9 protein-coding genes and 2 tRNA genes are annotated in these 22,339 nt (G+C 42.7%); 6 read left to right on the forward strand and 5 right to left on the reverse strand.

The window, feature by feature from the left end:
• Positions 1–1,155: 1,155 nt before the first annotated feature.
• Positions 1,156–4,605, reverse strand: a complete 3,450-nt coding sequence (gene mfd, locus A359_RS03060; RefSeq protein WP_014888394.1) for a transcription-repair coupling factor — start codon at positions 4,603–4,605, stop codon at positions 1,156–1,158.
• 207 nt (positions 4,606–4,812) lie between these two features.
• Here mfd and lolC point away from each other — a divergent pair, with 207 nt between their 5' ends.
• From lolC to ettA, 6 genes are all read left to right on the forward strand, one after another.
• Positions 4,813–6,018 carry a lipoprotein-releasing ABC transporter permease subunit LolC gene (gene lolC / locus A359_RS03065; RefSeq protein ID WP_014888395.1) on the forward strand — a complete coding sequence of 402 codons (1,206 nt, stop codon included), beginning with the start codon at positions 4,813–4,815 and terminating at the stop codon, positions 6,016–6,018.
• Positions 6,011–6,700 carry a lipoprotein-releasing ABC transporter ATP-binding protein LolD gene (lolD, locus tag A359_RS03070; RefSeq protein ID WP_014888396.1) on the forward strand — a complete coding sequence of 230 codons (690 nt, stop codon included), beginning with the start codon at positions 6,011–6,013 and terminating at the stop codon, positions 6,698–6,700. The genes lolC and lolD overlap by 8 nt, the downstream gene beginning before the upstream one ends.
• Complete coding sequence (gene lolE, locus A359_RS03075) at positions 6,697–7,941, forward strand: lipoprotein-releasing ABC transporter permease subunit LolE (protein WP_044104570.1); 1,245 nt, start codon at positions 6,697–6,699, stop codon at positions 7,939–7,941. The genes lolD and lolE overlap by 4 nt, the downstream gene beginning before the upstream one ends.
• Before the next feature lie 3,868 nt (positions 7,942–11,809).
• Positions 11,810–11,886, forward strand: a tRNA-Asp gene (locus A359_RS03080).
• Between the two features lie 8 nt (positions 11,887–11,894).
• A tRNA-Trp gene (locus A359_RS03085) sits at positions 11,895–11,970 on the forward strand.
• A gap of 1,167 nt (positions 11,971–13,137) precedes the next feature.
• Positions 13,138–14,805, forward strand: coding sequence for an energy-dependent translational throttle protein EttA (ettA, locus tag A359_RS03090; protein ID WP_014888399.1), 1,668 nt, complete (start codon positions 13,138–13,140; stop codon positions 14,803–14,805).
• A 76-nt stretch (positions 14,806–14,881) separates the two neighbouring features.
• Here the strand turns inward: ettA and nadR are convergent, their stop codons facing one another.
• The 4 genes from nadR to A359_RS03110 all read right to left on the reverse strand — a co-directional run bounded on the left by nadR (position 14,882) and on the right by A359_RS03110 (position 21,936).
• On the reverse strand, positions 14,882–16,156 hold the full coding sequence (gene nadR / locus A359_RS03095) for a multifunctional transcriptional regulator/nicotinamide-nucleotide adenylyltransferase/ribosylnicotinamide kinase NadR (protein ID WP_014888400.1): 1,275 nt from the start codon (positions 16,154–16,156) through the stop codon (positions 14,882–14,884).
• 1,521 nt (positions 16,157–17,677) lie between these two features.
• Positions 17,678–18,397, reverse strand: coding sequence for a purine-nucleoside phosphorylase (gene deoD, locus A359_RS03100; RefSeq protein ID WP_014888401.1), 720 nt, complete (start codon positions 18,395–18,397; stop codon positions 17,678–17,680).
• A gap of 81 nt (positions 18,398–18,478) precedes the next feature.
• Positions 18,479–19,702 carry a phosphopentomutase gene (locus A359_RS03105; protein WP_014888402.1) on the reverse strand — a complete coding sequence of 408 codons (1,224 nt, stop codon included), beginning with the start codon at positions 19,700–19,702 and terminating at the stop codon, positions 18,479–18,481.
• Positions 19,703–21,252: 1,550 nt separating this feature from the next.
• Positions 21,253–21,936: a MarC family NAAT transporter gene (locus A359_RS03110; RefSeq protein ID WP_014888403.1), complete on the reverse strand. Its 684-nt coding sequence runs from the start codon at positions 21,934–21,936 to the stop codon at positions 21,253–21,255.
• Positions 21,937–22,339 lie beyond the last annotated feature (403 nt).

A 22,339-nucleotide genomic window follows, 5' to 3' on the forward strand; every position in this document is an offset into this window, starting at 1 on the left:
TCAATTATAGCATATGACTCCATTTTTTATTTGATTTAGATTACATCGATTCTTCTTTTTATTGACTTTAACTCTTTCTAGATTTAGTGAAAACCGATTTATAACATGCAATATGCGCCTCTCCGTCTACATGCTGATACTGTCACAAGGGAAAGTGTAACTATCTTGGGTGAATTTTTCCTTTAAATAATACCATTTTTTAAAAATGTTTATTTTTAAAAAATACTTCCTGCTTTCAGAAAGCAAAATAAGCCGCTCTTTAGAACCAAAAATTATGACATTAGATTTGATAAAAATCACGTCTGAGAAGATTGCTATCTTCTGGTAAACGTTATAGTAGTTGACTGTTGAATATCGAATGCCTAAAAGAGCATACTAAATCGAATTTATGAGCACATCAACAGACGAGATCAATCTTTGCCACGGTGAGTTCATAAACATGACTCATAACCAATCAAGCCCTCCGCGTCATGCTCTAACAGCAACAGGAAAATGTTCACGCCAAGTGCAATGACTAAGATGCTTACGGATCAGCACCTAACAGGAACACTTTGCATAAAAGCGAATAGAAAGCTGATGAAAAAATGGTGTCGACAAAAAGAGCGAATGGCATACGTTAATATCTTCTGCTGATCAGGCTGACGCATGCATCAGATCTATACCAAATTAGCATAGGCTAGTGGAACGGATATACGGGCTTGGCCAGATTTGATGTAAGGAGATCGTTATGGTGGCTATTAAGACATACGTTACTGTCATGATGCTCTATTGAACAAGGTATCAACCTCTTCCCCCGCGGTAGAGAGCGTTTAGTCTTGACATCAATAATACTCTGGTGTAGATTTTTATTTCATAAAGACTGCTCGCTAGTCATATCATGGCAGGGAATATAGCAAAAGTTATAGGAATAATTAAATTCCTTGCAATAAATGATACTGTGAGGTATATCGCCTGCATTTTTTAAGCATTGCACTCCTAAAAACTAACGCGGCACAAACTCTACTAGCGCATCCAATAACGCTCTCTCTAACGTAGAGTCATATAGTTATGTACTCATTATACGATATCATGCTCATAACAACAAGTATTGTTTACCAAACCCTCAAACAGCATAGAAGAGAAAGGATGCTCGATTTCTTTTTAAGGCATGCATTGTTAGGGGTTTAGCGTATGTTGCTGAAACTCTTCTAATAGCGAATCAATATACTTTATCCGTGCTGTGCGATCTGCTAAATTGCGCATAAATCTCAAGCGAGATGGACCGTCTAGTCGATAGCAATCCGCCTTGCGCGTGAGTAGATTAATAAGATAAGAGGGATCGATGCGATGGGTTTCTCTGAATTCGATAAAGCCCCCCGTATCGCTGCCCTCAATGCGGCGGATGCCCAAACGTTGCGCTTGCTGTCTGAAGCGCGAGATTGCTAGTAAATAGTGTGCTGAGTCAGGTAACAGACCGAAGCGGTCGATCATCTCCATTTTCAAGTCTTCGATGATGCGGTTGGTTGAAGCACTGGCAATGCGTTTGTAAAGTGATAAACGCATGCTGACATCGGGAATATACTCTTCCGGTAGTAGAGTAGGCATATGCAATTCTACTTCGGTTAATTGATTCGTGATCTCCGCCAAAGAGGGCTCGATCCCGGCTTTTAGGGCGTCTACCGCGCTTTCCAGAAGCTCCATATAAAGAGAAAATCCTATGGTTTCCATTTGACCGCTTTGATCCTCTCCCAGCAGTTCGCCAGCGCCGCGAATCTCCAGATCATGTGTCGCCAGCGTAAATCCGGCGCCCAGCCCTTCTAGCGAAGCGATCGCCTCTAATCGTTGACGGGCATCATGACTGAGCGCTGCTGGTGGCGGAGTCAACAAATAGGAGTAAGCCTGATGATGCGATCGTCCGACGCGCCCTCGTAATTGATGTAGTTGCGCCAAACCAAAACGATCTGCCCGCTCGATAATAATGGTATTTGTATTAGCAATATCTATGCCGGTTTCAATGATGGTCGTACACACCAAGACATTAAAACGCTGATGGTGAAAATCATGCATCACTTTTTCTAAATCACGCTCAGGTAGCTGGCCATGGCCGATAGCAATTCGCGCCTCGGGTACTAGCGTTCGCAGGTAGAAAGCAGTTTTTTCAATATTGTCCACGTCGTTATAGAGATAATAGACCTGCCCTCCCCGCAGGATCTCCCGCAGTATGGCATCACGCACCACGAGTGAGTCATATTCGCGTACAAACGTTTTTACTGCGCGTCGGCGCAACGGTGGCGTGGCTATAATGGATAGATCGCGTATGCCACTCATCGCCATATATAGCGTACGTGGAATGGGAGTAGCAGTCAGGGTGAGAACATCAACATCAGCGCGCATCGCTTTAACGCGCTCTTTGTGTCGCACTCCAAAGCGATGCTCCTCGTCGATAATCAGTAGACCCAAATCATGCCATTTAATATTGCTGTTTAGCAGCTTATGAGTGCCAATAAGAATATCTACTTTTCCTTTGGCGGTGTGCTCGATCACTTTCGCCTGATCCCCTACGCTGCGAAAACGTGAAATCATCTCAATACGTACTGGCCAGTTAGCAAATCGATCGCGGAAATTTTCAAAATGCTGCTGGGCCAGAAGGGTGGTTGGCACCAACATAGCTACCTGTTTGTAATTTTCAACTGCGAGGAAAGCGGCGCGCATTGCAACTTCTGTTTTACCGAACCCCACATCGCCGCAGATAAGGCGATCCATAGCTGAATTCTGACACATGTCACTGAGTACCGCGTTGATTGCGTTAGACTGATCTGATGTAGGCTCAAAAGGAAATCCCTCGCAGAATAATTGATAATTATCGCGATGATAATGGAAGGTAAAGCCACTTTTAGCCGCACGTTGCGCAGACATATCTAAAAGCTCTGCCGCTATGTCTCGCACTCGCTCAGCCGCTTTTTTCCGAGCTCTAGACCAAGTATCGCCACCCAGTTTGTGCAGTGGAGCTTTTTCATCCGCTCCCCCTACGTAGCGACTGATAAGATGTAGCGAGGACACTGGGACATATAGTGTATCGTTACCCGCATATTTCAGAATGAGATACTCGCCCTTGATCCCCCCCGTTTCTAGATGGGTCATGCCAGCGTAACGACCGATCCCGTGCTCAAGATGCACGATCGGTTGCCCTTCATGCAGTTCAGATAAATTAAAAATTAAGGCATTGGTCTTAGTAGTGCCCTTAGTAGCCTTCTGACCGCTACTGACCCATTCCCCCAATAGATCACTTTCACAAATTAATGCCCTGGCTCTCGTTGCATCGATAAAGCCACGTTCGCTGGAACCAATGATAAGATAAGCATGCTGTTCTGTGGCGTCCTCAATCCGGCTGATTGGCTTAGGAAGAATCTTCACCCGTGCCAGCAACTCGCTTAGGATTTCACGGCGTCCTGCGCTACTCGCTAAGAAAATCACCGGCCCGTTAAACTGTTCACAGAATCGGCGCAATTTCTCCATGGATTCTTTACTTTGCTTCTCTATTGCTACATCCGGTAGCGGTTGGTAATTCATATTATGTTGGCCGGTCTTCTCCGGAATTTTTTGTATGCTGAGCTGCACTCGTGGCCAACGTTTCAGTTCAGCGAACAGACCCTCAACTCGTAGCCATAGCGTTTTAGGAGGCATGCGCGGACGTGTAGGGTCTACTCGGTGGTTATCAAAGCGCACGCAGGCATCGTTCCAAAAACGACGAGCGCAAGTGTCGAGATCCCCGGTGTTAACTATCAGTGTGCCCGGCGGCAGATAATTGAAAAGAGGCACCAACGGTTCGTTGAAAAACAGCGGCTGCCAGTATTCGATACCCCCTGGTAAGATACCGTTGCTTAACTTCTGGTAAAGGTGCGTAGCATCGTTGCGCACATCGAACCGCTCGCACCACTGGCGGCGGAACAGCTCTATCGAGGCTTGATCAGTCGGGAATTCGTGCGCGGGTAGCAGCTTAATAGAGGGGACCTCCTGAAAAACTCGCTGCGTATCCATGTTTAGAATACGTAGGCTGCTGATGTCATCATCAAAAAAATCGATACGGTAAGGCTCCTCTCTACCCATGGGATACAGATCTAGAATCAGGCCACGGGTAGCGAATTCACCGTGTTCCATGACGCGGTCGACGCGGCGGTAGCCTGCACTTTCTAATTGGGCGCATAATCGCTCCCGCGATAGCCGTTGGCCTTTGCTTAGCAATAGCGTATAGCGATGCAAAAAAGCAGGCGGACATAGCCGTTGCATTAGTGTCTTAATTGGTAGGATACAGCTACCTCGCACAAGGGTAGGCAGGCGGCAGAGCGCAGATATTCTGTTGGAAATAATTTCTTTATGTGGAGAAAAACTATCGTAGGGTAAAGTCTCCCAGTCGGGTAGTGTAAGCACTGGATGTTCGCTGAACTGCTGGATTTCTACATATAGTTGCAGCGAGCTTTGCATATCGGGAGTGATTAGTAATATTGGCCCCGGATAGCGGTCGATGATGCTAGCGCACTCTACAGCGCTGGCGGCGCCAGCAAGTTGACCTAGGATTAATTTTTTTCCTGCTTGGGTAGGTAAGGTATAACGATCGTTTTCTGACATAGTTAATGATCAATCTCTTTTTTCAGATCATGAGGGTATCGCCCGTACCGACTTCGGCACAATACGAGGCGCCTAGACGATGGCTAAAATATACGTACTATCAGGAATAAAAAGGGTTGTTTCCGTTCTTAATAGTTCCATAATTTTATGTGAGCCTTTATTATCCTTGATCACTTTGCTTTCGCAACAGTATCCAGATGGAAAAGCATGTATCAACCTGTCGTATTATATGTTGGCCTTCGCTATATGCATGGGCGATCATCAGATCGCTTTGGCTATTTTGTCTCTTGGCTTTCCACCCTAGGAATAACACTTGGTGTTATGTCGCTTGTAACGGTATTGTCAGTGATGAATGGTTTCGAGCGTGAATTGGAGGGTAATATTTTGCGGTTGATGCCCCAGGTACTGTTGACTACCCCTGAGGGGAGGCTGGATCCCAAACATATTCCAGTTTCATTGCTAGACAATCTGGTAGGTATAACGAGTGCAGCGCTGCTGACCACCAGTGATGTCGTGCTGCAAAGCGCCCGAAGTGTGGCAGTAGGTGTCATGCTCGGCATTAACCCAGAGGATCCCGAACCTCTTTGGGAGTATTTGTTAGATGCAAAGAAAGAGGAGATGGTAGCGGGTCAATACCGGGTGATCCTGGGAGATGAGCTTGCCAGCACGCTTGGCGTGCAGCCCGGTGATGCAGTGCGCCTAATGGTGCCTGGCGTCAGCCAATTTACTCCGATAGGACGTATTCCACTCCAGCGCATATTTACTGTAGCAGGCACCTTTTCCGCCAACAGCGAAGTCGATGGTTACCAACTTTTGGTCAATCTACAGGACGCGTCTCGCATAATGCGCTATCCCGCCGGTTATGCCACCGGGTGGAGGTTATGGCTACAGCAGCCACTAGCGGTAGCCCGCTTGAGCGCCCAGTCTTTACCAGCAGGCCTAGTCTGGCATGATTGGCGTGAATCCAAGGGGGCGTTATTCCAGGCGGTGCATATGGAAAAAAACATGATAGGCCTGCTGTTGAGTTTAATCATCGCGGTGGCAGCTTTTAATATTATGACCTCTCTTGGAATGCTGGTTATGGAAAAAGAGGCTGAGGTGGCAATCTTACAGACGCAAGGACTGACGCGTCGGGAAATCATGCTTGTGTTTATCATCCAGGGTGCAAGCACCGGAATGTGCGGTGCGTTACTGGGCAGTGCTTTCGGTGCCTTTCTGGCTAGTCAACTATGCCGTCTGATGCCAGTCCTAAGCTCGCTTCTGGAAGTGGGGGTATCGCTGCCGGTAGTTATCAAACCAGCACAAATAGCAGTTATCGCGCTATCCACTATAGCCATGGTGCTACTTTCTACGATTTATCCTTCCTGGCGTGCCGCAGTTTCTCATCCTGCTGAGGCTTTACGATATGACTGACGTGCCTTTATTATCCTGCTCTAAACTCAGCAAACATTATCGAGAGGGTAAGCATTACACCGATATCTTGCGTAACGTTAGTTTCACTTTGCGACATGGTGAAATGATGGCTATCATAGGACGTTCAGGCTCCGGGAAAAGCACTCTATTACATCTTCTTGCTGGACTAGATAAAGCAACCTCTGGAGAGGTTATATTTGAAGGCCAGCCCCTGCATACACTTTCATCCGTCGGACGCGCACTGTTGCGCAATCGGCGGTTAGGATTTATCTATCAGCGCGATCACTTATTGCCGGACTTCACAGCCTTAGAAAATGTAGCAATGCCGCTTTTAATTCGAGGGGTCCGCGCAGCTCAGGCAAAAAAGTCAGGGAGGGAAATGCTGTCGGCAGTAGGGCTTGAGAACCGGAGCCACTCTTGCCCGGCGGCAATGTCTGGAGGCGAGCGACAGCGAGTAGCTATTGCCCGTGCCTTGGTGAACCGCCCTGCGTTGGTACTGGCCGATGAGCCCACCGGCAATCTGGATCAATTAAATACGGACAGTATTTTTGAACTATTGAGCAAATTGAATATGCGTCAAGGCGTAGCCTTGCTGGCCGTGACTCACGATCTGCAACTAGCACAGCGTTTGCACAGGCAGTTAGAAATGCGAGACGGTACTCTTTTAGAGATCGTGTCGTGAAAACACCCCTTTCGTTGAACATCGCTTTGCGCTTCATCCGGGGGCGACGTCAGGGCTGCATGGTGTCATTAATGTCGGTGATCTCTACGATCAGTATTGCACTTGGTGTGGCGGTGCTTATTATTGGACTCAGCGCGATGAGTGGGTTCGAACGCGAATTGAACGACCGTATCTTGGATGTGGTGCCCCATGGAACAATCGAACCGATGAATCCGCCATTTTCTGATTGGTCGGCATTGTTAAAGCGCATTGAAGCAGTCCCTGGGATTCTCGTTGTCGCTCCCTATCTGAATTTCACCGGATTAGCGGAGCACGACGAAAAGTTGCAGGCTATACAGATAAAAGGTGTAGACCCAGCGTTAGAGATGCGCTTGAGCGCGCTCCCGCGATATGTACAGGGAGATGCCTGGTCGCATTTTCAATCTGGTCGTCAGCACGTCATCCTCGGTCAAGGGGTAGCCGATAGACTGCAGGTTCAGTCTGGTGACTGGATAACGGTCATGATTCCTAACACTGATCCACAGATGAAGTTGCTACAGCCAAAAAGTATTCTTTTACAGGTTTGCGGAATTATAGCGCTAAACGGTCAGCTAGATTATAGTTTTGCGATGGTGCCGCTGGCGGATGCCCAAAACTATCTTCAGCATGGTGAAGATATAGGTGGTATTGCCATCAAGGTGAGTGACGTTTTTAACGCCAACAAACTGGTGCGAAATGCGGGGGAAGCAGCTAGTGCTTATGTTAAAATTCACAGCTGGATCGACACCTATGGCTATATGTATCGTGATATTCAAATAATTCGTGTTATGATATACTTGGCCATGGCATTAGTAATAAGTATTGCCTATTTCAATATCGTGTCCGCTATGGTGCTAGCAGTTAAGGACAAAAGCGCTGATATTGCTATTTTGCGCACCCTGGGAGCCCAGGGTGGATTAACCTATGCTATTTTTATTTGGTATGCTTTATTGGCAGGTTTGACCGGTAGCGTTATCGGCGTGGTAACTGGCGTGTTGATAGCTCTTAACTTAACTACCCTTGTGAAGGGGTTAGAAGAGCTGCTTGGCTACCAGATGTTGTCCGGCGAGATGTATTTTATTGATTTTTTGCCGACAGAGCTGCACTGGAGTGACGTCGTCAGTGTGCTGATTATAGCGTTAGCGCTTAGTCTGCTAGCAAGCGGGTATCCTGCTCGTCGTGCCGGCCGCATTGATCCCGCGCGGATATTAAGCGGCCACTGAGGGCGTATTAGAAGCAGCGTCTATGAGTCGTGACTTAGATGTTATAAATTTTATTGAATAAATTAGCGTTTATGACTTCTGTTAGGCTCTAACAGAGCTTTTATGGGGAAATATTAATTATATTTTATATTCTCAATAGCGTTATCGGGCTCAAGACTTTAAGTGTTTTCGCCATCTAACTTTTGTCTTGCGCCTGATTAGTAAGATTCAGATAACGACTGGGAGGGGGTGTTAACTAATACATATTTCTTGAAGCATGAATAATAACCTAATGTTCTAATCATTATGCCTTATGTCTAGAATCTGCCTAGATACTACCTGTGACTAGCGTCAATTATCAGATTGAATGCTGCGCTGTAGTGAACTAATTAATTGATACACAAGGAATCCTAATATAGTTATATTTTATGACAAGAAGTACCGATGATAATCACGTTGCACGTGGAACTATTTAATGCATCTAGCAGTTGACATTAAATTTCGTGGGACTTAGTCCTAAAAATAGAGCCTTAAAAAGCATGTTATGTTCTATTCGGAATTAACACAGATGTTTGATAAAAGCATACTAAAGCGATTTTCTATTTTTTGTAGAAGGGGATAAGACTTTATAGCAAGACATATAAGGTAAGCGTCTAGTAATATGCTTAAAGATTAAAAATAGAAAACGCGCTTCGAAAATTAAGACGATGCCTTAATTCTTGATTGAATAAAATATTGTATAGTGTCGTGTGAATGAATGTATTTCTCTTTATAATACAATATGATGAAATTAACCCCCTTTATAACACAAGAATAGACCCGATATGAATGAATTGCATAAAAATAATGCATCACTTAGTCATGCTAACCCAAGAGATCGCTATACCTCCTAGATCATTTTTATAGCGCGAAATAAAATTAGTTAGTAAGCGGAATGGTCATGTCATGGCCTCATTCAGGCGATGATGCTTTAGCTGTATTCTCCTTATACGTGTAAGCGCAAGGAGAGGTTGATGATATCGCATATAAAAGCAGTAATTGCAGGGTCCTTAGTGATAACTTTATTAAGGCCTTTTATAGTCCACCTTAAAAGATTTTAAATCGACTGAATTCATCTGGAAATAGGAGGAATGGTCTATCAGGAATTTTTTATTATGCATCTATATAATATCATTCCATGATAAATATGCCTCTGTGCTGCTAGACAGCACTACTAAGCCAAAAAAATACTAACCTACTGATAGTGAAACTACTAGCGTGAGAAAAAAGCAAAAATCTAATATGAAAAATGAGAGAAACATTTTAAAGCGGGTCATGCGATGCGGTGGAGATCTTTAGGCTAGAAACTACTCCTTATTTATTGTTTCATGCATCATAGATTTATAACAATTTTCGCCGTGTAAGCAAGAGACGTGGGTTTAGAGTTAGCGATTATTGTCAGGGTATAAAGCAAAAACTAGGTGAGATAAGCTATGATTACATTGAAAAACCCCGCAGACTAATGTTAAAAAATAAGTACATGACTTATCACTAAGAGTAATAAATGAATCAAATTTTGAGATTACTGATTTTTAATATTTTTCAGATAAAATTGCATCAAGTCATTTCAAATAGGTCACTTACTTTTGTGATCAGTAGTCGCATCTTAGATGCCCAACCCTGAAAAAAAACGACGCGAATACTCTCACATACAAACATAAGCAATACCTGCTAAATTCTAGTCTTCATCGTACATAAGATGAAGACCTAAGACTTTTGAGAAAAATGCTTTAGTCATGGCAAGTGTGCCGAGTATTATGATCATGGTTAATTGGAAAATAATATAGGAAGATACAGAACGCGAAGGTCTTAGCTTTAGTTAGTTCGGAAGATGCAGCAGCTCTAAACACTACCTGGGGTTTTAAATTCTATCTACTAATAGCTGTGATACTAGGCATTATTACTTACAACGCTAAAATGCTTTCATCATCTACACTGAATCAATTTCCTGACTTTCAGGAGAGTAACAGTACAAACAAAGCAAGATGCAGCATGTTTGTTCGGAAGAACAAATTTCTGTAAGGAAGCGAAAGTAACAATGTAAAGATTATGGAGAAGTGTCAGCAGCATGAATACTGCTAACATAAGTGAATGATAAAATGGCTTAACACCGGCTAATAGAGGACGCGATGTTTCTATCTAACGCTTTATTGTAAGGGGTTACCTTAAAGAAAAGGTATAAGAATACTACATGACTTCATGTGAGCATTCTAGTACTAAATATTATCGGGAGAGGAAACATAGCAATCTCATTGGACTAGTTGAGGACCCCCTTACGTTCTAGGATGCCAGCAAAATCAGCAGCACAGTCATCTTATTTTTACTGATGAATCGATTACGTGTTTTATTTACCTGGCAATTTACATCATTCGCTAGGTAAATAATAGGGAACTGCATCAGCGCCCTCATGATAAGCAACAACTATTGCGACACGGCATAATAAATGCTGGTTTTATATCTCCGGGCTTAACTCTAGAGATTAAACTATCATCTTTACCTAAAGTCTAAAAAACAACTGATGATGTTAGATTAGAGCGTTTTTATGCACTGATAAGTACATGATTTTCATATCGGTTTAGTTGTAATCACATCAGAGAATGATAGTGCTTGAAATTAGAGAGCGGATTTAATAGCATAAAGTGCTTCATAAGCGAAGTCGAGACTGCGAATGATTGTAGATGTTATGTAACTATACAAAATATTACTTTCAACATATAAAAGCGAACGTAGAAGATGATGTATTTTACAGCAAGGGGGAAACAGCTGATAAATACGCTTCTTAATTGTCGAGATGTTTTTTATCGTCGGCGTCTATAGGTAGTATATTTAACTGCACGATAGGCAAAGTTTTTCTGGTATAAGTGTTCGATGTTTACAAGTTATTTATTGCAAATGATGTTTAACCCGTGATAGAATTTAAAAAATTAGAATATTTTCTAATGTTATCAAGGGGCGCTTACTGCTAACTTTAGTGTTATTAAACATTGACCATCAGGAAGTTACGCATATTAAGTCACGTTTAAATTTTAATGTTATTGAGATACAATCCTTGTATAGCTGATCAGCTCACCCAGCCGAGTTACATAAACTGAGCAGTATGTCCGCTATGTAATTGTGCTTGAGCAGCCCCATCAACATATGACTAAGAAAAACTACGAGTTAGTGCATCAACGCAGTATGTGGTCAAGTTAGTGAACGCACATAATCTAGATGTACTTCGAGATCTTAGGTTTGAATAGGTGAGAAAGCTGGTTGCAATATATGATTGCTGCTGAAAGCTTTTTGAGTAAAAACTTTCATGCCATCAGTGTAGTGAATGACTTGACCTCTACAACGTAAAATGAATCAGTTGTCACTGATCAGAACATGACGTGTCTGAAACACATAGCATATGTGGACAACTTTTTATAACAGAGAAGTACGATAACAAAAGAAAGTACAATTTTTTTATTCAGCAGAGCCATTCTGAATGAAAAAGTTATCTTGCGAGGATCTTGGTGATTGTAAAGAGCGTATGATGAGATGATTAAAGAGTTTATCTCAACAGTCTTTTCCGTCTTTTGATTGCGCTCATTAGAGCCTCGAGTTGATGTAGTCTTTAACAACACACATGTTGTTATTTACAGTAAAACGTGATTTAATTATAAATTATAGCCAGAAATTTTTTTCTAGCTATCATGATAGCCGGAGAGCCTGCTTTCCATGCGAGCGTAATCAAATATTTGGCATCTAAAAAACTTTTTCGCTTTATGCCAAGACGAAAAATATAATAGTTACAATACAAACATAAAAGAATTACTAGTCTTTTAATTCTAATCATTGTTACATCTGGTGTATATCATAATTCGGTGGTGCGGTAGTTCAGTTGGTTAGAATACCGGCCTGTCACGCCGGGGGTCGCGGGTTCGAGTCCCGTCCGCACCGCCACCCTATTTAGGGGTGTAGTTCAATTGGTAGAGCACCGGTCTCCAAAACCGGGTGTTGGGAGTTCGAATCTCTCCGCCCCTGCCACTCCATAGAGTGGCCTAAAAAATAATAAAAGTGCAACTATTTTCGCCTATTTTCTAAAAGGCTACGCTGCATTAGCTAAATATATAAAAACGTTTTACTAAATCATAAGGTGTCTATTAGTAGATACGGTGAACTGAGTCAGTTCGGTGCATAACAATCCAATGCGCTAAAGTATAAAAAATTTTTTTTCTGCCATGAGGTTATACGAAAACATGATAATAACCTCATTTACTCGTGCGCATCGCAAGGAATTAGCCAGCATTTTTGTCGGAAGATTGATCATCCAATGATGCTGAGATTTTCTCCTAATTTTGCTATATGACGTCCTGAAATAGGGTCGTATCAGCAGCACCGCCGTAGGATAATTAGCATAGGTAATGTCATGTATCGCGTTACTATCTCCTAGATAGTAGGGCTATTCTATTTTCTATCTTTTGAGAAAATGAAGTGGAATGGTGAAAGTTTAAATTTTAACACTTATGTAATTAATGACTGTATTCATGATTTCGTCGTTTTTAACGTTCTTTTCCTAATAGTCAGTATAGTTTTTTACTAATAAAATCGTAGCATAAAGAGCTTTACGATAACCCGATAAGTGTAAAAATGAAAATAATAATCTTTGGCGAGCTATGCGTTCATGTCTAATAATCTATTGCATTATTAGCAATTTTTTGACGGCACTATCTGAGTAGACGAGTCATTAACCACCATCTCTAAGAGCCGAAATTCTCTTTCTATGTAGAAAGAGTTCACGCATCGATATATGCTGTCGATGGAGCCTATTTACGTGAAGAGATAGTTTAAAATTATGCCTCTCATACGGATCATGTCTTGAAAGAAATATAGTTAGTAGCGATTAATTTTTATAGGCTGTAATTGATTTCGGCTAGCCGAAGCTAACCCCAGCCTCTCCTATGTTCGTGGGAGAGGCTGGGGTCCTCTTTACTAAATGGCCGATAGAGCTGGGCCGTAACGCATCATCTATTCCACCGTGCTCTTGGTTCTCAGTTTTCTTAATATCTACCGCCTGATTTTTAGCTTGTGATTGCTTGTTTCAGTAGTATATATTAAGTGCTTGATCTCACTAACGTCATAATGCCAGGCTCATTCCCTTCCTTGAGTGGAATAAAGAGTTCACGGCCCTATTAATAGGAGAATTATAGCAACGTGGCTCAATTCGTCTACACCATGCACCGCGTCGGGAAAATAGTGCCGCCAAAACGCTATATATTAAAAAACATTTCGCTGAATTTCCTCCCGGGTGCAAAAATTGGCGTACTAGGTCTTAACAATTCAGGGAAATCGACACTATTACGCATTATGGCCGGACTTGATGCCGAGATCGAGGGAGAAGCCCGTTCGAAACGCGGTATTAATATCGGTTATTTGCCGCAAGAACCTCAGTTTGATCAAACAAAAACTGTACGCGAAGAAATTGAACCTGCCGTTGCAGAGGTAAAGCAGGTACTGCGAAGGCTGGACGCAGTATATTCCGCCTATGCATCACCTGATGCAGACTGTAATAAACTAGCCCAAGAGCAGGAGAAATTAGAAGCCATTATCCAGACTTATGATGGCCATAATATAGAGAATCAGCTGGAACGCGCGGCTAATGTAGTGCGCCTTCCACCGTGGGATGCAAAAATTGCCAGCCTATCCGGTGGCGAACGCCGTCGGGTTGCTATTTGTCGATTGTTGTTAGAGAAACCCGATATGCTGCTTCTTGATGAGCCAACAAACCATTTAGATGCAGAATCTGTTGCCTGGCTTGAGCGTTTCCTGCGTGAATATGCAGGGACAGTCGTAGCAATTACCCATGACCGCTATTTCTTAGATAACGTTGCCGACTGGATCCTAGAGCTAGACCGAGGTGAGGGGCTTCCTTGGCAAGGAAATTATTCTTCTTGGCTAGAGCAAAAATCTCATCGCCTCGCTCAACAGGTCTCATCTGATGCGGCAAAGCGCAGATCGATTGCAAAGGAATTAGCATGGGTAAAATCAAGCCCTCAAGGCGGCAAGTCGAAAAATAAAGCTCGGCTCGCTCGATTTGAAGAAATAAACAATGTGGAGTATCAAAAACGAAACGAGACCAGCGAATTGTTTATCCCATCCGGCCCCCGTCTTGGTGAGAAGGTACTCGAAGTAATTCAACTCTGTAAATCTTATGGCGACCGTCTTTTGATTAATAATTTGTCTTTCTGTCTTCCTAAAGGAGCGCTTGTCGGTATCATCGGTCCCAACGGGGCAGGTAAATCCACCTTATTCCGGCTGCTGTCTGGCGAGGAACGGCCAGACAGCGGGAGTATTGTGCTAGGGGATACTGTGAAGTTGGCCTCAGTAGGCCAATTTCGTGATAAAATAGATAATTCTAAAACAGTATGGGAAGAGATCTCTGGCGGGCAGGAGATAATGCGCATCGGGAACTTTGAACTTCCGAGTCGCTCTTATGTGGGTCGTTTTAATTTCAAAGGCGCGGATCAAAACAAGCGCGTCGGTGAGCTGTCCGGAGGAGAGCGTGGTCGCGTGCATCTAGCTAAACTATTGCAGATAGGAAGCAATATGCTTCTACTAGATGAGCCGACTAATGATTTAGATGTCGAAACGCTACGCGCACTTGAAAATGCTTTATTAGAGTTCCCCGGATGCGCTATGGTCATTTCTCATGATCGCTGGTTCCTAGACCGCATCGCAACTCATATTATTGACTATTATGGTGAGGGCAAGATTAGGTTTTTTGAAGGCAACTTCAGTGAATACGAAGAGTATAAGAAAAAAACGTTATGTGAAGAATCGCTAAAGCGGCATCGCATTAAGTACAAGAAAATAGCCTCATAGTAATATTCCTTTTATTAAGTACTTATTGATCGATGGCGGGTTTTTACGCCCGATATCCAGCTGGTTACCTATTTAGCTACGAATCTGGCGAATGCCGACAGAGTGTTTCCTGCACTACCGTCAGCTGTTCTCCTAACAGCTCTTGTACTAACATGATGCACTTTAAAAAACGCTGGTCATAATCCGGAACATCTACTCGAACGTATGGAATGTGATTTTCGTGCAGTAATGCCTCAAGCAAGCGCTGAAACTCATCACGATCTCTTGGGGTTCCAAGACTGCGGAGACCATCTGCGACCCAGGGGGTATTGTTTTTCATAAGAATAACTAAATCGAAACGATATTCATCAATCATTGCCTGCACAAAAGGATGCTCTCGGCCGTGATATTTTTTGCAAAAAACCTGGCTGGTCACGAAATCAGTATCGATAAAAGTGACTTTATTGGCGCATTTCACTGCACGGTCAATGCAGTGAGCGTGACCTAATGCAATTTTATCGTAATCAGAATACTGTAGTGCCATGTTATCGCCTCCAAGATAGGTAAAAACATAATGACGGCCATATTCCCAGGCACTGGTAGTATTAAATAAACTGGCTAGTTTACTCACGATAGTTGATTTCCCGCTGGATTCGCCGCCAATGAGTGCCACAGTACGGACAAAGAACGGCTTAACTGCTGCAGGAATATATTTCCAATATCGGTATGGATTGTGGCGAATTTTCTCTCCGCTAATGGGTATAAATAAGCGATCAGGATCGATAATAACAGTTTTAAGTCCTAGATGTTCTCGATAATTGACTAGTTCTTGTTGTCTGCTTGAGTAAATAACATTAGCCTCAATGCCTTTTTCAACTAGAAAACTTTTTACGCGTTGGCTCCAGATAGCCCAGCCATGTGGGTGGGGGTCTATACCTTGTTCATTAAACGCATGAATGCGGATATTTTTTTGATACTTAAAAGTCTGCAGAAGCCAGCGAAGCCTATCACTGAGTGTGGGTTGCTTGGACATGGCGCTATTTTCAAATAACCTAAGGTCGCGTTGATCATTATAATTAAGGATCACATTCAGCTCATCTACCTGACCGCAAGCACGTTGAATTAAATAGATATGCCCGGTATGCAGTGGATAAAACTTACCGAATATCATCCCTATTTTTTTCTGCTTTGGGGGAAATTTTATTCCAAGAAAATTGTTAATAGCTACAGGTTGTTGAGTGCTCTGGTTCTGGATATTCTCGGTCACTAGCTGGATGAGAGGGCGATTAGTGAATCCATAGGCTCCAGTCATCTTTTTTAAGATGCATTTATGCTTATTGATAGCGCTATTCAGGTAGTTGAAAGACGACATATCTCCCTCAATATCAGAGTGCTTCCAGTATCGCCAGCGCGCGCTGTTTAGTTTTCTTATGGCGACGATCTACATCGCTTCTTCCTTTATTGCAAGATGTTTAGCTGTAGCAAGGTGAGGTAGAGAAATGATGTTTTTCGCTTACACATCGTGATGTTATAAAAGATTGTATATTGCCTAAAAGAGTGAACCGATTGATCCTTTTAACGCAACATTATACAGTTAGATCTCATTAAGAAAAATATGCAACTAATATAATGATCATTTTTTAATAAATCTTCATAGAAGAACAGGATGGTGTTTTATTATTCAATAAATTTATAGATAGTCTTTTCTAAAAAAGAAAAGTGTATAACTATGCACGAGTTTACTTAAAATTAAATCATTCACCAGTATAGTTCTCTGGTGGGAATAGAGACATGCGTCAGCAATTTTTCTGTATAGATAGTGCAGGCCGCCCTTAGATACCCTCTCCTAACACGTCGGTATTCAGATGAAAACATTATCAACCTGCGATAATAATGCTATGGGGTATTTTATTGTTTGCCAAGGGTATTACAAACATTCCTTGACTGGATGTTGCAATATATGGATCTGCCGCACAACGGCCCGTTGTATTCTTTGCGTATGAAGTAATATGTTATCCACGAACAAACTCAACACGTCCTGATATAACCCCTTCAGTCATTGAGGGAACCGAGCTTAAGTTTTTTGAGAAAGCACCATAAGGCGTGCAGCACAGGATAGTATCGTAACACGCATAGTAGTGGGCCTAGTCAGGATCAAGAGGTCAAAAAACTGAATAGATAAAATAGTTTCTTCTGATTGATGAGATAGCAGTACTAATGATGCAGGTACTTTTCGGTATGTAATAGAGTAAAATCTGCAGGTTAATCTTTTCAGCGCTGGATAGGATGATTCTGAATAAAAACCTAACTTCTATAGTTCTGTGTTGAAAAAGAAAATACAGCTCCTTATCCTGCTGCGGTAGCATAATAAGCGCTATTATCCAGTCATGACGCTTCCCCGGAAAAGCTCTTTTCGTTCATGGTCATTTTGACATGTGATCTGACTTTACGTGATTAGCATGCTACTAAATCGAAGCGATGGCAATAGCCAAAGTGGCTAATGCTCGTATCATGTTATGCAGCAATGTTAATCTCGGGGGGTCTATTGTCTTAGAAGAGAAAGAGAAGTAATGCAATAATAGCGTGTTAAAAATACAGTGATTGTCTTAAATCATCGTATGCATCATCCCCGTATACGTAACCATACTGGCGTACAAGAGCGGAGAATAATCTCTTAAACCGATCAGGCAATGACATACGTATACTTTAATCGGAGCACTATCACCAAGTCGATAGTAAAAAAACTTTTAGAATTAAAAACTATTGGTGCATTTTTAATGCCAATAATAAAAAGTATGCTTTACTCAACATTCTGAATATAATAGAATTATTTATCATCATATAAAAAATAATACATGCCCTGCGTAGGGAAGCAATCCTTCGTTACAAGGCTTTAGCATGAATCTCCTAACAAAACAGACTCTAGCGCCAGTTCAATCATATTATTAAACGTGCTTTGGCGATCAGCAGAGCTTAAGGACTCACCTCTGAGGATATGATCTGAGACTGTGCAAATTGCCACCGCTCTTGCACCAAATTCAGCCGCCACACTATAGATCCCAGCAGCTTCCATTTCCACGCCTAAAATACCGTATTTTTCTAGTATAGCTAACATATCCGAATCGGGGGTATAAAATAAATCAGTGGAGAAAAGATTCCCCACTCGCACCTTAATCCCGGCGGCGTGAGCCGCATCTACCGCATTGCGCACAAGATTAAAATCCGCGATGGCAGCGAAATCGTGATCCTTAAAGCGTATACGGTTCACTTTAGAATCAGTACAGGCCCCTATACCGATAACGATATCCCGCACATTTACGTCGCTTTGAATTGCACCACAGGTGCCTACGCGAATAATCTTTTTAACCCCAAAATCGGTAATCAGCTCTTTAGTATAAAGAGAAGAGGACGGAATGCCGATACCATGCCCCATGACCGAGATACACCTTCCTTTATATTGACCGGTATAACCCAGCATACCGCGCACTTGGTTAATTTCACGGGCATTGGAAAGGAAGTACTGGGCAATATACTGTGCTCGCAAGGGATCGCCAGGCATCAGCACGACCTCATCAAAATCTCCCATGCTTGCATTAATGTGCACCGTTACCATACTCACGTCTCTTTTTTTATTGAGGATAATAAAAACAACGGGTTGCCGACTATCCTATCAATAGTCTGCGTCCCACACAGCTTAAATGATCGGAATGCCATAGCTCATCGGCGAGAGACCAAAGTAATAAGCTACCGTTTGCCCAATATCGGCGAACGTTGTGCGATGGCCGTAAAATCCTGGATTAATTTTTGGACCGTAAATTAGAACGGGAACATGCTCACGGGTATGATCCGTGCCATGCCAGGTTGGGTCACAGCCGTGATCGGCGGAAAGAATCAAGATATCATGATCTTTTACGCGCGCCATTAATTCAGGTAGTCGCCTATCAAATAGCTCTAGGGCCGCTGCATAACCTGCTACATCCCGGCGGTGCCCATAAGCAGAATCAAAGTCAACGAAATTGGTGAAAACCAGGGTGTTATCCCCCGCAGCATCCATTTCCTGGACAGTTGCGTCTAATAATGCATTAAGGCCGTTAGCCTGCACTGTTTTACTGATTCCAATGTGTGCATAGATATCAGCAATCTTCCCGACTGATACCACTGTGCCGCCTTTTTCTTGTAATAGCTTTTGTAAAATAGTATCAGAGGGGGGTGGTACTGATAAATCTTGTCGGTTGCCGGTACGCTCAAATTTTCCGGCTTTCGTACCGACGAAGGGTCGAACTATTACACGATTGATATTATAGCCACCATCGGTAAGCATTGCGCGAGCTATTTTAGAAACATCATATAAACGCTGAAGGCCAAAAGTTTCTTCATGGCAGGCAATCTGAAATACTGAATCTGTCGACGTATAAAGAAGCGGCTTCCCGCTTCGCATATGCTCTTCCCCTAGCCTGTTGAGGATCATTGTCCCAGAGGCGTGGCAATTTCCCAGGAAACCTGGTAAGTCTGCGCGGGCGACTAGAGCTTTTAGCAAGGCAGGAGGAAAGCTATTTTCTTTTTTCGGAAAATACCCCCAATCGCACAGCACAGGCACGCCCGCCATCTCCCAGTGTCCTGATGGAGTGTCTTTCCCAGAAGAAATTTCACTAGCATAGGCATATCTACCAATGATCTTCGCCTGCTTATCTAAACCAGACGGGAAATGACCGGTAGATTTTTCAGCCGCTTTGGCCAGCCCGAGACGCGTTAGATGTGGAAGTTTAAGCGGTCCTTGACGTCCGTGATTAGCATCGCCTCGCTCGCAGCGTTCAGCAATATGTCCTAGGGTGTCTGATCCGTGATCACCGTATTTATCCGCATCGCCAGCGGACCCGATACCAAATGAATCTAGCACCATGATAAATACACGTTGCATTATTATTCTCCTGCTTGCAGCGGCATTCTAGCTGAGAGATTACCTTTTTCGCTACGTTCGACGAGAACGGCGCGCGACGTTCTTGTAATAACCTGTAATAAAAGTGGGGGCCGCCAGGTTTCCGCCCTTATTCCGGAGCATACTATCAATCATTCTTTCGTCGCTCTAACGGCGAGCAGGATACAAAGCCTCTCTGGCCTGCGTTCGTGAACAATAACTGACTGCCATCTGCAGTGATGCTCTTGATGGATGTTCCCAACCATAACATTTTGCGTGAAAACTGACACTATAATAGATAGCGCGACTGAGATTTTTTGATAGACAGCGCTGCACACTACTACGGAAACATCCTGAGGGTGGCGATATGTTTACTATGTTAGTAGAGAAAAAACTCGGCTAATGCAGCAGTATCTAGGTTAAAATAACCCGCTTATAAGACTGCATAAAGTATGCCGGGCTAGTGTCCTCTGACACTGAGGGAATCTTTTTTTAGAATAATTAGCTGATTGTGCCCGGTCTATGAATAACTAACTGAATAGAATGAAGGAATTAGGAATAGCAAAAAACGGAGAGTCGATCAAACTTGACCGATCATGCCATCGGGTTGAGGCCAATAGACTGCAGTCTTTCAAAATTCAAGACATTTATTGGGAGCTTTAATCCGATTCTTTTGACGCACCTCTCCGAGAGTGGATTCTGACATGATTCCACCGCGTCTCAGTATAGAGCGTGGCAATATGCTCTAGGTAACGATTTTAAAAAAATTATCTTTTTATTAAATAATTTAATGCTTGTGACTGGCTCTTCGATAACAAGTCTATTTTTATGCGACATGGACAGAGCGTAATATACCTAATATTATCATTTAGTTCAGCATGTGAACGATGGGTGCAGCCTAGCCTATGTTGCGCTGCATGATACCGTAGCTTTAGGTGTGCATTTGGAGGTATTTCGAGACTTGATTTTTAGTTTACAGTCATAAGAACTGGTAATTACCGCCTTGCTTTTCCTAGTCACTATAACTGCCGTGTAGATACTGATATGTAACTGTATGATGATGTTCGTGCATTAGTGTAGCTAATATTACATATTCTGCTGTGGCAGAACTAAATGACTTAATTGTCTCTTTTCCCTGTTTATCTGATATGCCCTGGTAGGTATGCTTTTTTTAAAAGTCAGTAAAGCATATGTATAAGTGCTACTTATCTAGGGTAAATGGGAAGAGATTATTGCATTTACCCTTAGCTATCAGCTTTCAGATAACCGTTGACGCGATACTCTAGGCTTGTTACGCATTTGTCCAGACTGTTGATTCTGCGACTAAAAAAATTTTAAGGAAGATGCTATTAATGACTACATCGGTCATGTCATGCCATCTTTTTGTTTTTATGCTTCTATAAGATATCTTTCTCCTGCTCAATTCATAAAGAATAGCGTAGCATTGTTACATGATAGAGGTTAATCAGCTGGCTAAAACGAAAGTATGTAATTTTGGACATTTTATCCATCCCCTGTTTTATGTGAATAAGTTGCCGGGTGCTTTTTGGATTTTACCGGTAAATCGATAAGCCATGATAATCAGCAATGATTTCTAGTCCGCCGTTAATGACAAACTGAACCCCCATACATACCAGTAAAAAACCCATGAGTCGCGAAATTGCTTCGATACCACTGGAGCCGACTAGATGCATAATAGCCCCCGAACTGCGCAAGGCGATCCATACAATCACGCTGATAGTCAAAAAAACTAGCACGGGCGTTAGTGCGGTGATCCACGGGGAAAAGTAAACCTCTTCATTAACAGAAGATACTCTGCTGATAATCATGGCGATAGTTCCCGGCCCTGCCGTGCTCGGCATCGCCAGCGGGACAAAGGCGATATTAGTTGTTTTATGTTTATGTATGTTGTTCATTTTTCTGTCGATGACCCCTGGAGGATTGTCGGCCTGCGGGGGAAATAACATGCGAAAACCGATACATGCGACGATCAGTCCACCTGCAATTCTTAGCCCAGGAATAGAAATCCCGAAAGTATTCATCACCAGAGCGCCAGCATAAAAGGCGATCATCATAATGGCAAAAACATAGACCGATGCGAGCCGCGCCTGCTGATTACGCTCCTTTACGGTCATATTTTTACTTAAGCTAAGGAATAGTGCTACGGTAGTGAGCGGGTTCACTAAGGGGAGTAGCACCATCAGGCTAAGGCCGATTGCTTTGAAGAGTTCAAACATACACGCTGTCTCCAGACTTTTTTACGAACTGCCTAGGCGAAAACCCGACAAATAGATCGCAATAACTTATTAATTTACATTATTTTGTCTATAAGATCACACTGTTCAATGGTGATAGTTAATAGTTTTTTGAATAAATAGATTTTAACTGTCGGTTGAGTGAGCTTATTAACCTCGGTACGTTAAAATCACAGAGTGAGCCCTCATAAGAAAATCGTACATCTAAAATGATAAGTCTTTTTTAAAAAAAACTTTTAGTAGAACCATATAAAGCTCTACTCCTTAAGAAATTTTTGAAGTATGGCAATGTTGCTCATTACACGTTAATAAGCATTAATTAAATTTTCCAGGCATTGTTACTGGTGCGTAGGACGATAATACACCACAGCGTGGTGACGTTTAA

The sequence above is a fragment of the secondary endosymbiont of Ctenarytaina eucalypti genome, from assembly GCF_000287335.1.
Classification (GTDB): Bacteria; Pseudomonadota; Gammaproteobacteria; order Enterobacterales; family Enterobacteriaceae.

What these genes read in the sequence shown, in the direction of transcription:
- A359_RS03110 (WP_014888403.1), bottom strand. Translation starts at nt 21,936, where the DNA reads ATGTTTGAACTCTTCAAAGCAATCGGCCTTAGCCTGATGGTGCTACTC.
- nadR (WP_014888400.1), bottom strand. Translation starts at nt 16,156, where the DNA reads ATGTCGTCTTTCAACTACCTGAATAGCGCTATCAATAAGCATAAATGC.
- deoD (WP_014888401.1), bottom strand. Translation starts at nt 18,397, where the DNA reads ATGGTAACGGTGCACATTAATGCAAGCATGGGAGATTTTGATGAGGTC.
- A359_RS03105 (WP_014888402.1), bottom strand. Translation starts at nt 19,702, where the DNA reads ATGCAACGTGTATTTATCATGGTGCTAGATTCATTTGGTATCGGGTCC.
- lolC (WP_014888395.1), top strand. Translation starts at nt 4,813, where the DNA reads ATGTATCAACCTGTCGTATTATATGTTGGCCTTCGCTATATGCATGGG.
- mfd (WP_014888394.1), bottom strand. Translation starts at nt 4,605, where the DNA reads ATGTCAGAAAACGATCGTTATACCTTACCTACCCAAGCAGGAAAAAAA.
- lolD (WP_014888396.1), top strand. Translation starts at nt 6,011, where the DNA reads ATGACTGACGTGCCTTTATTATCCTGCTCTAAACTCAGCAAACATTAT.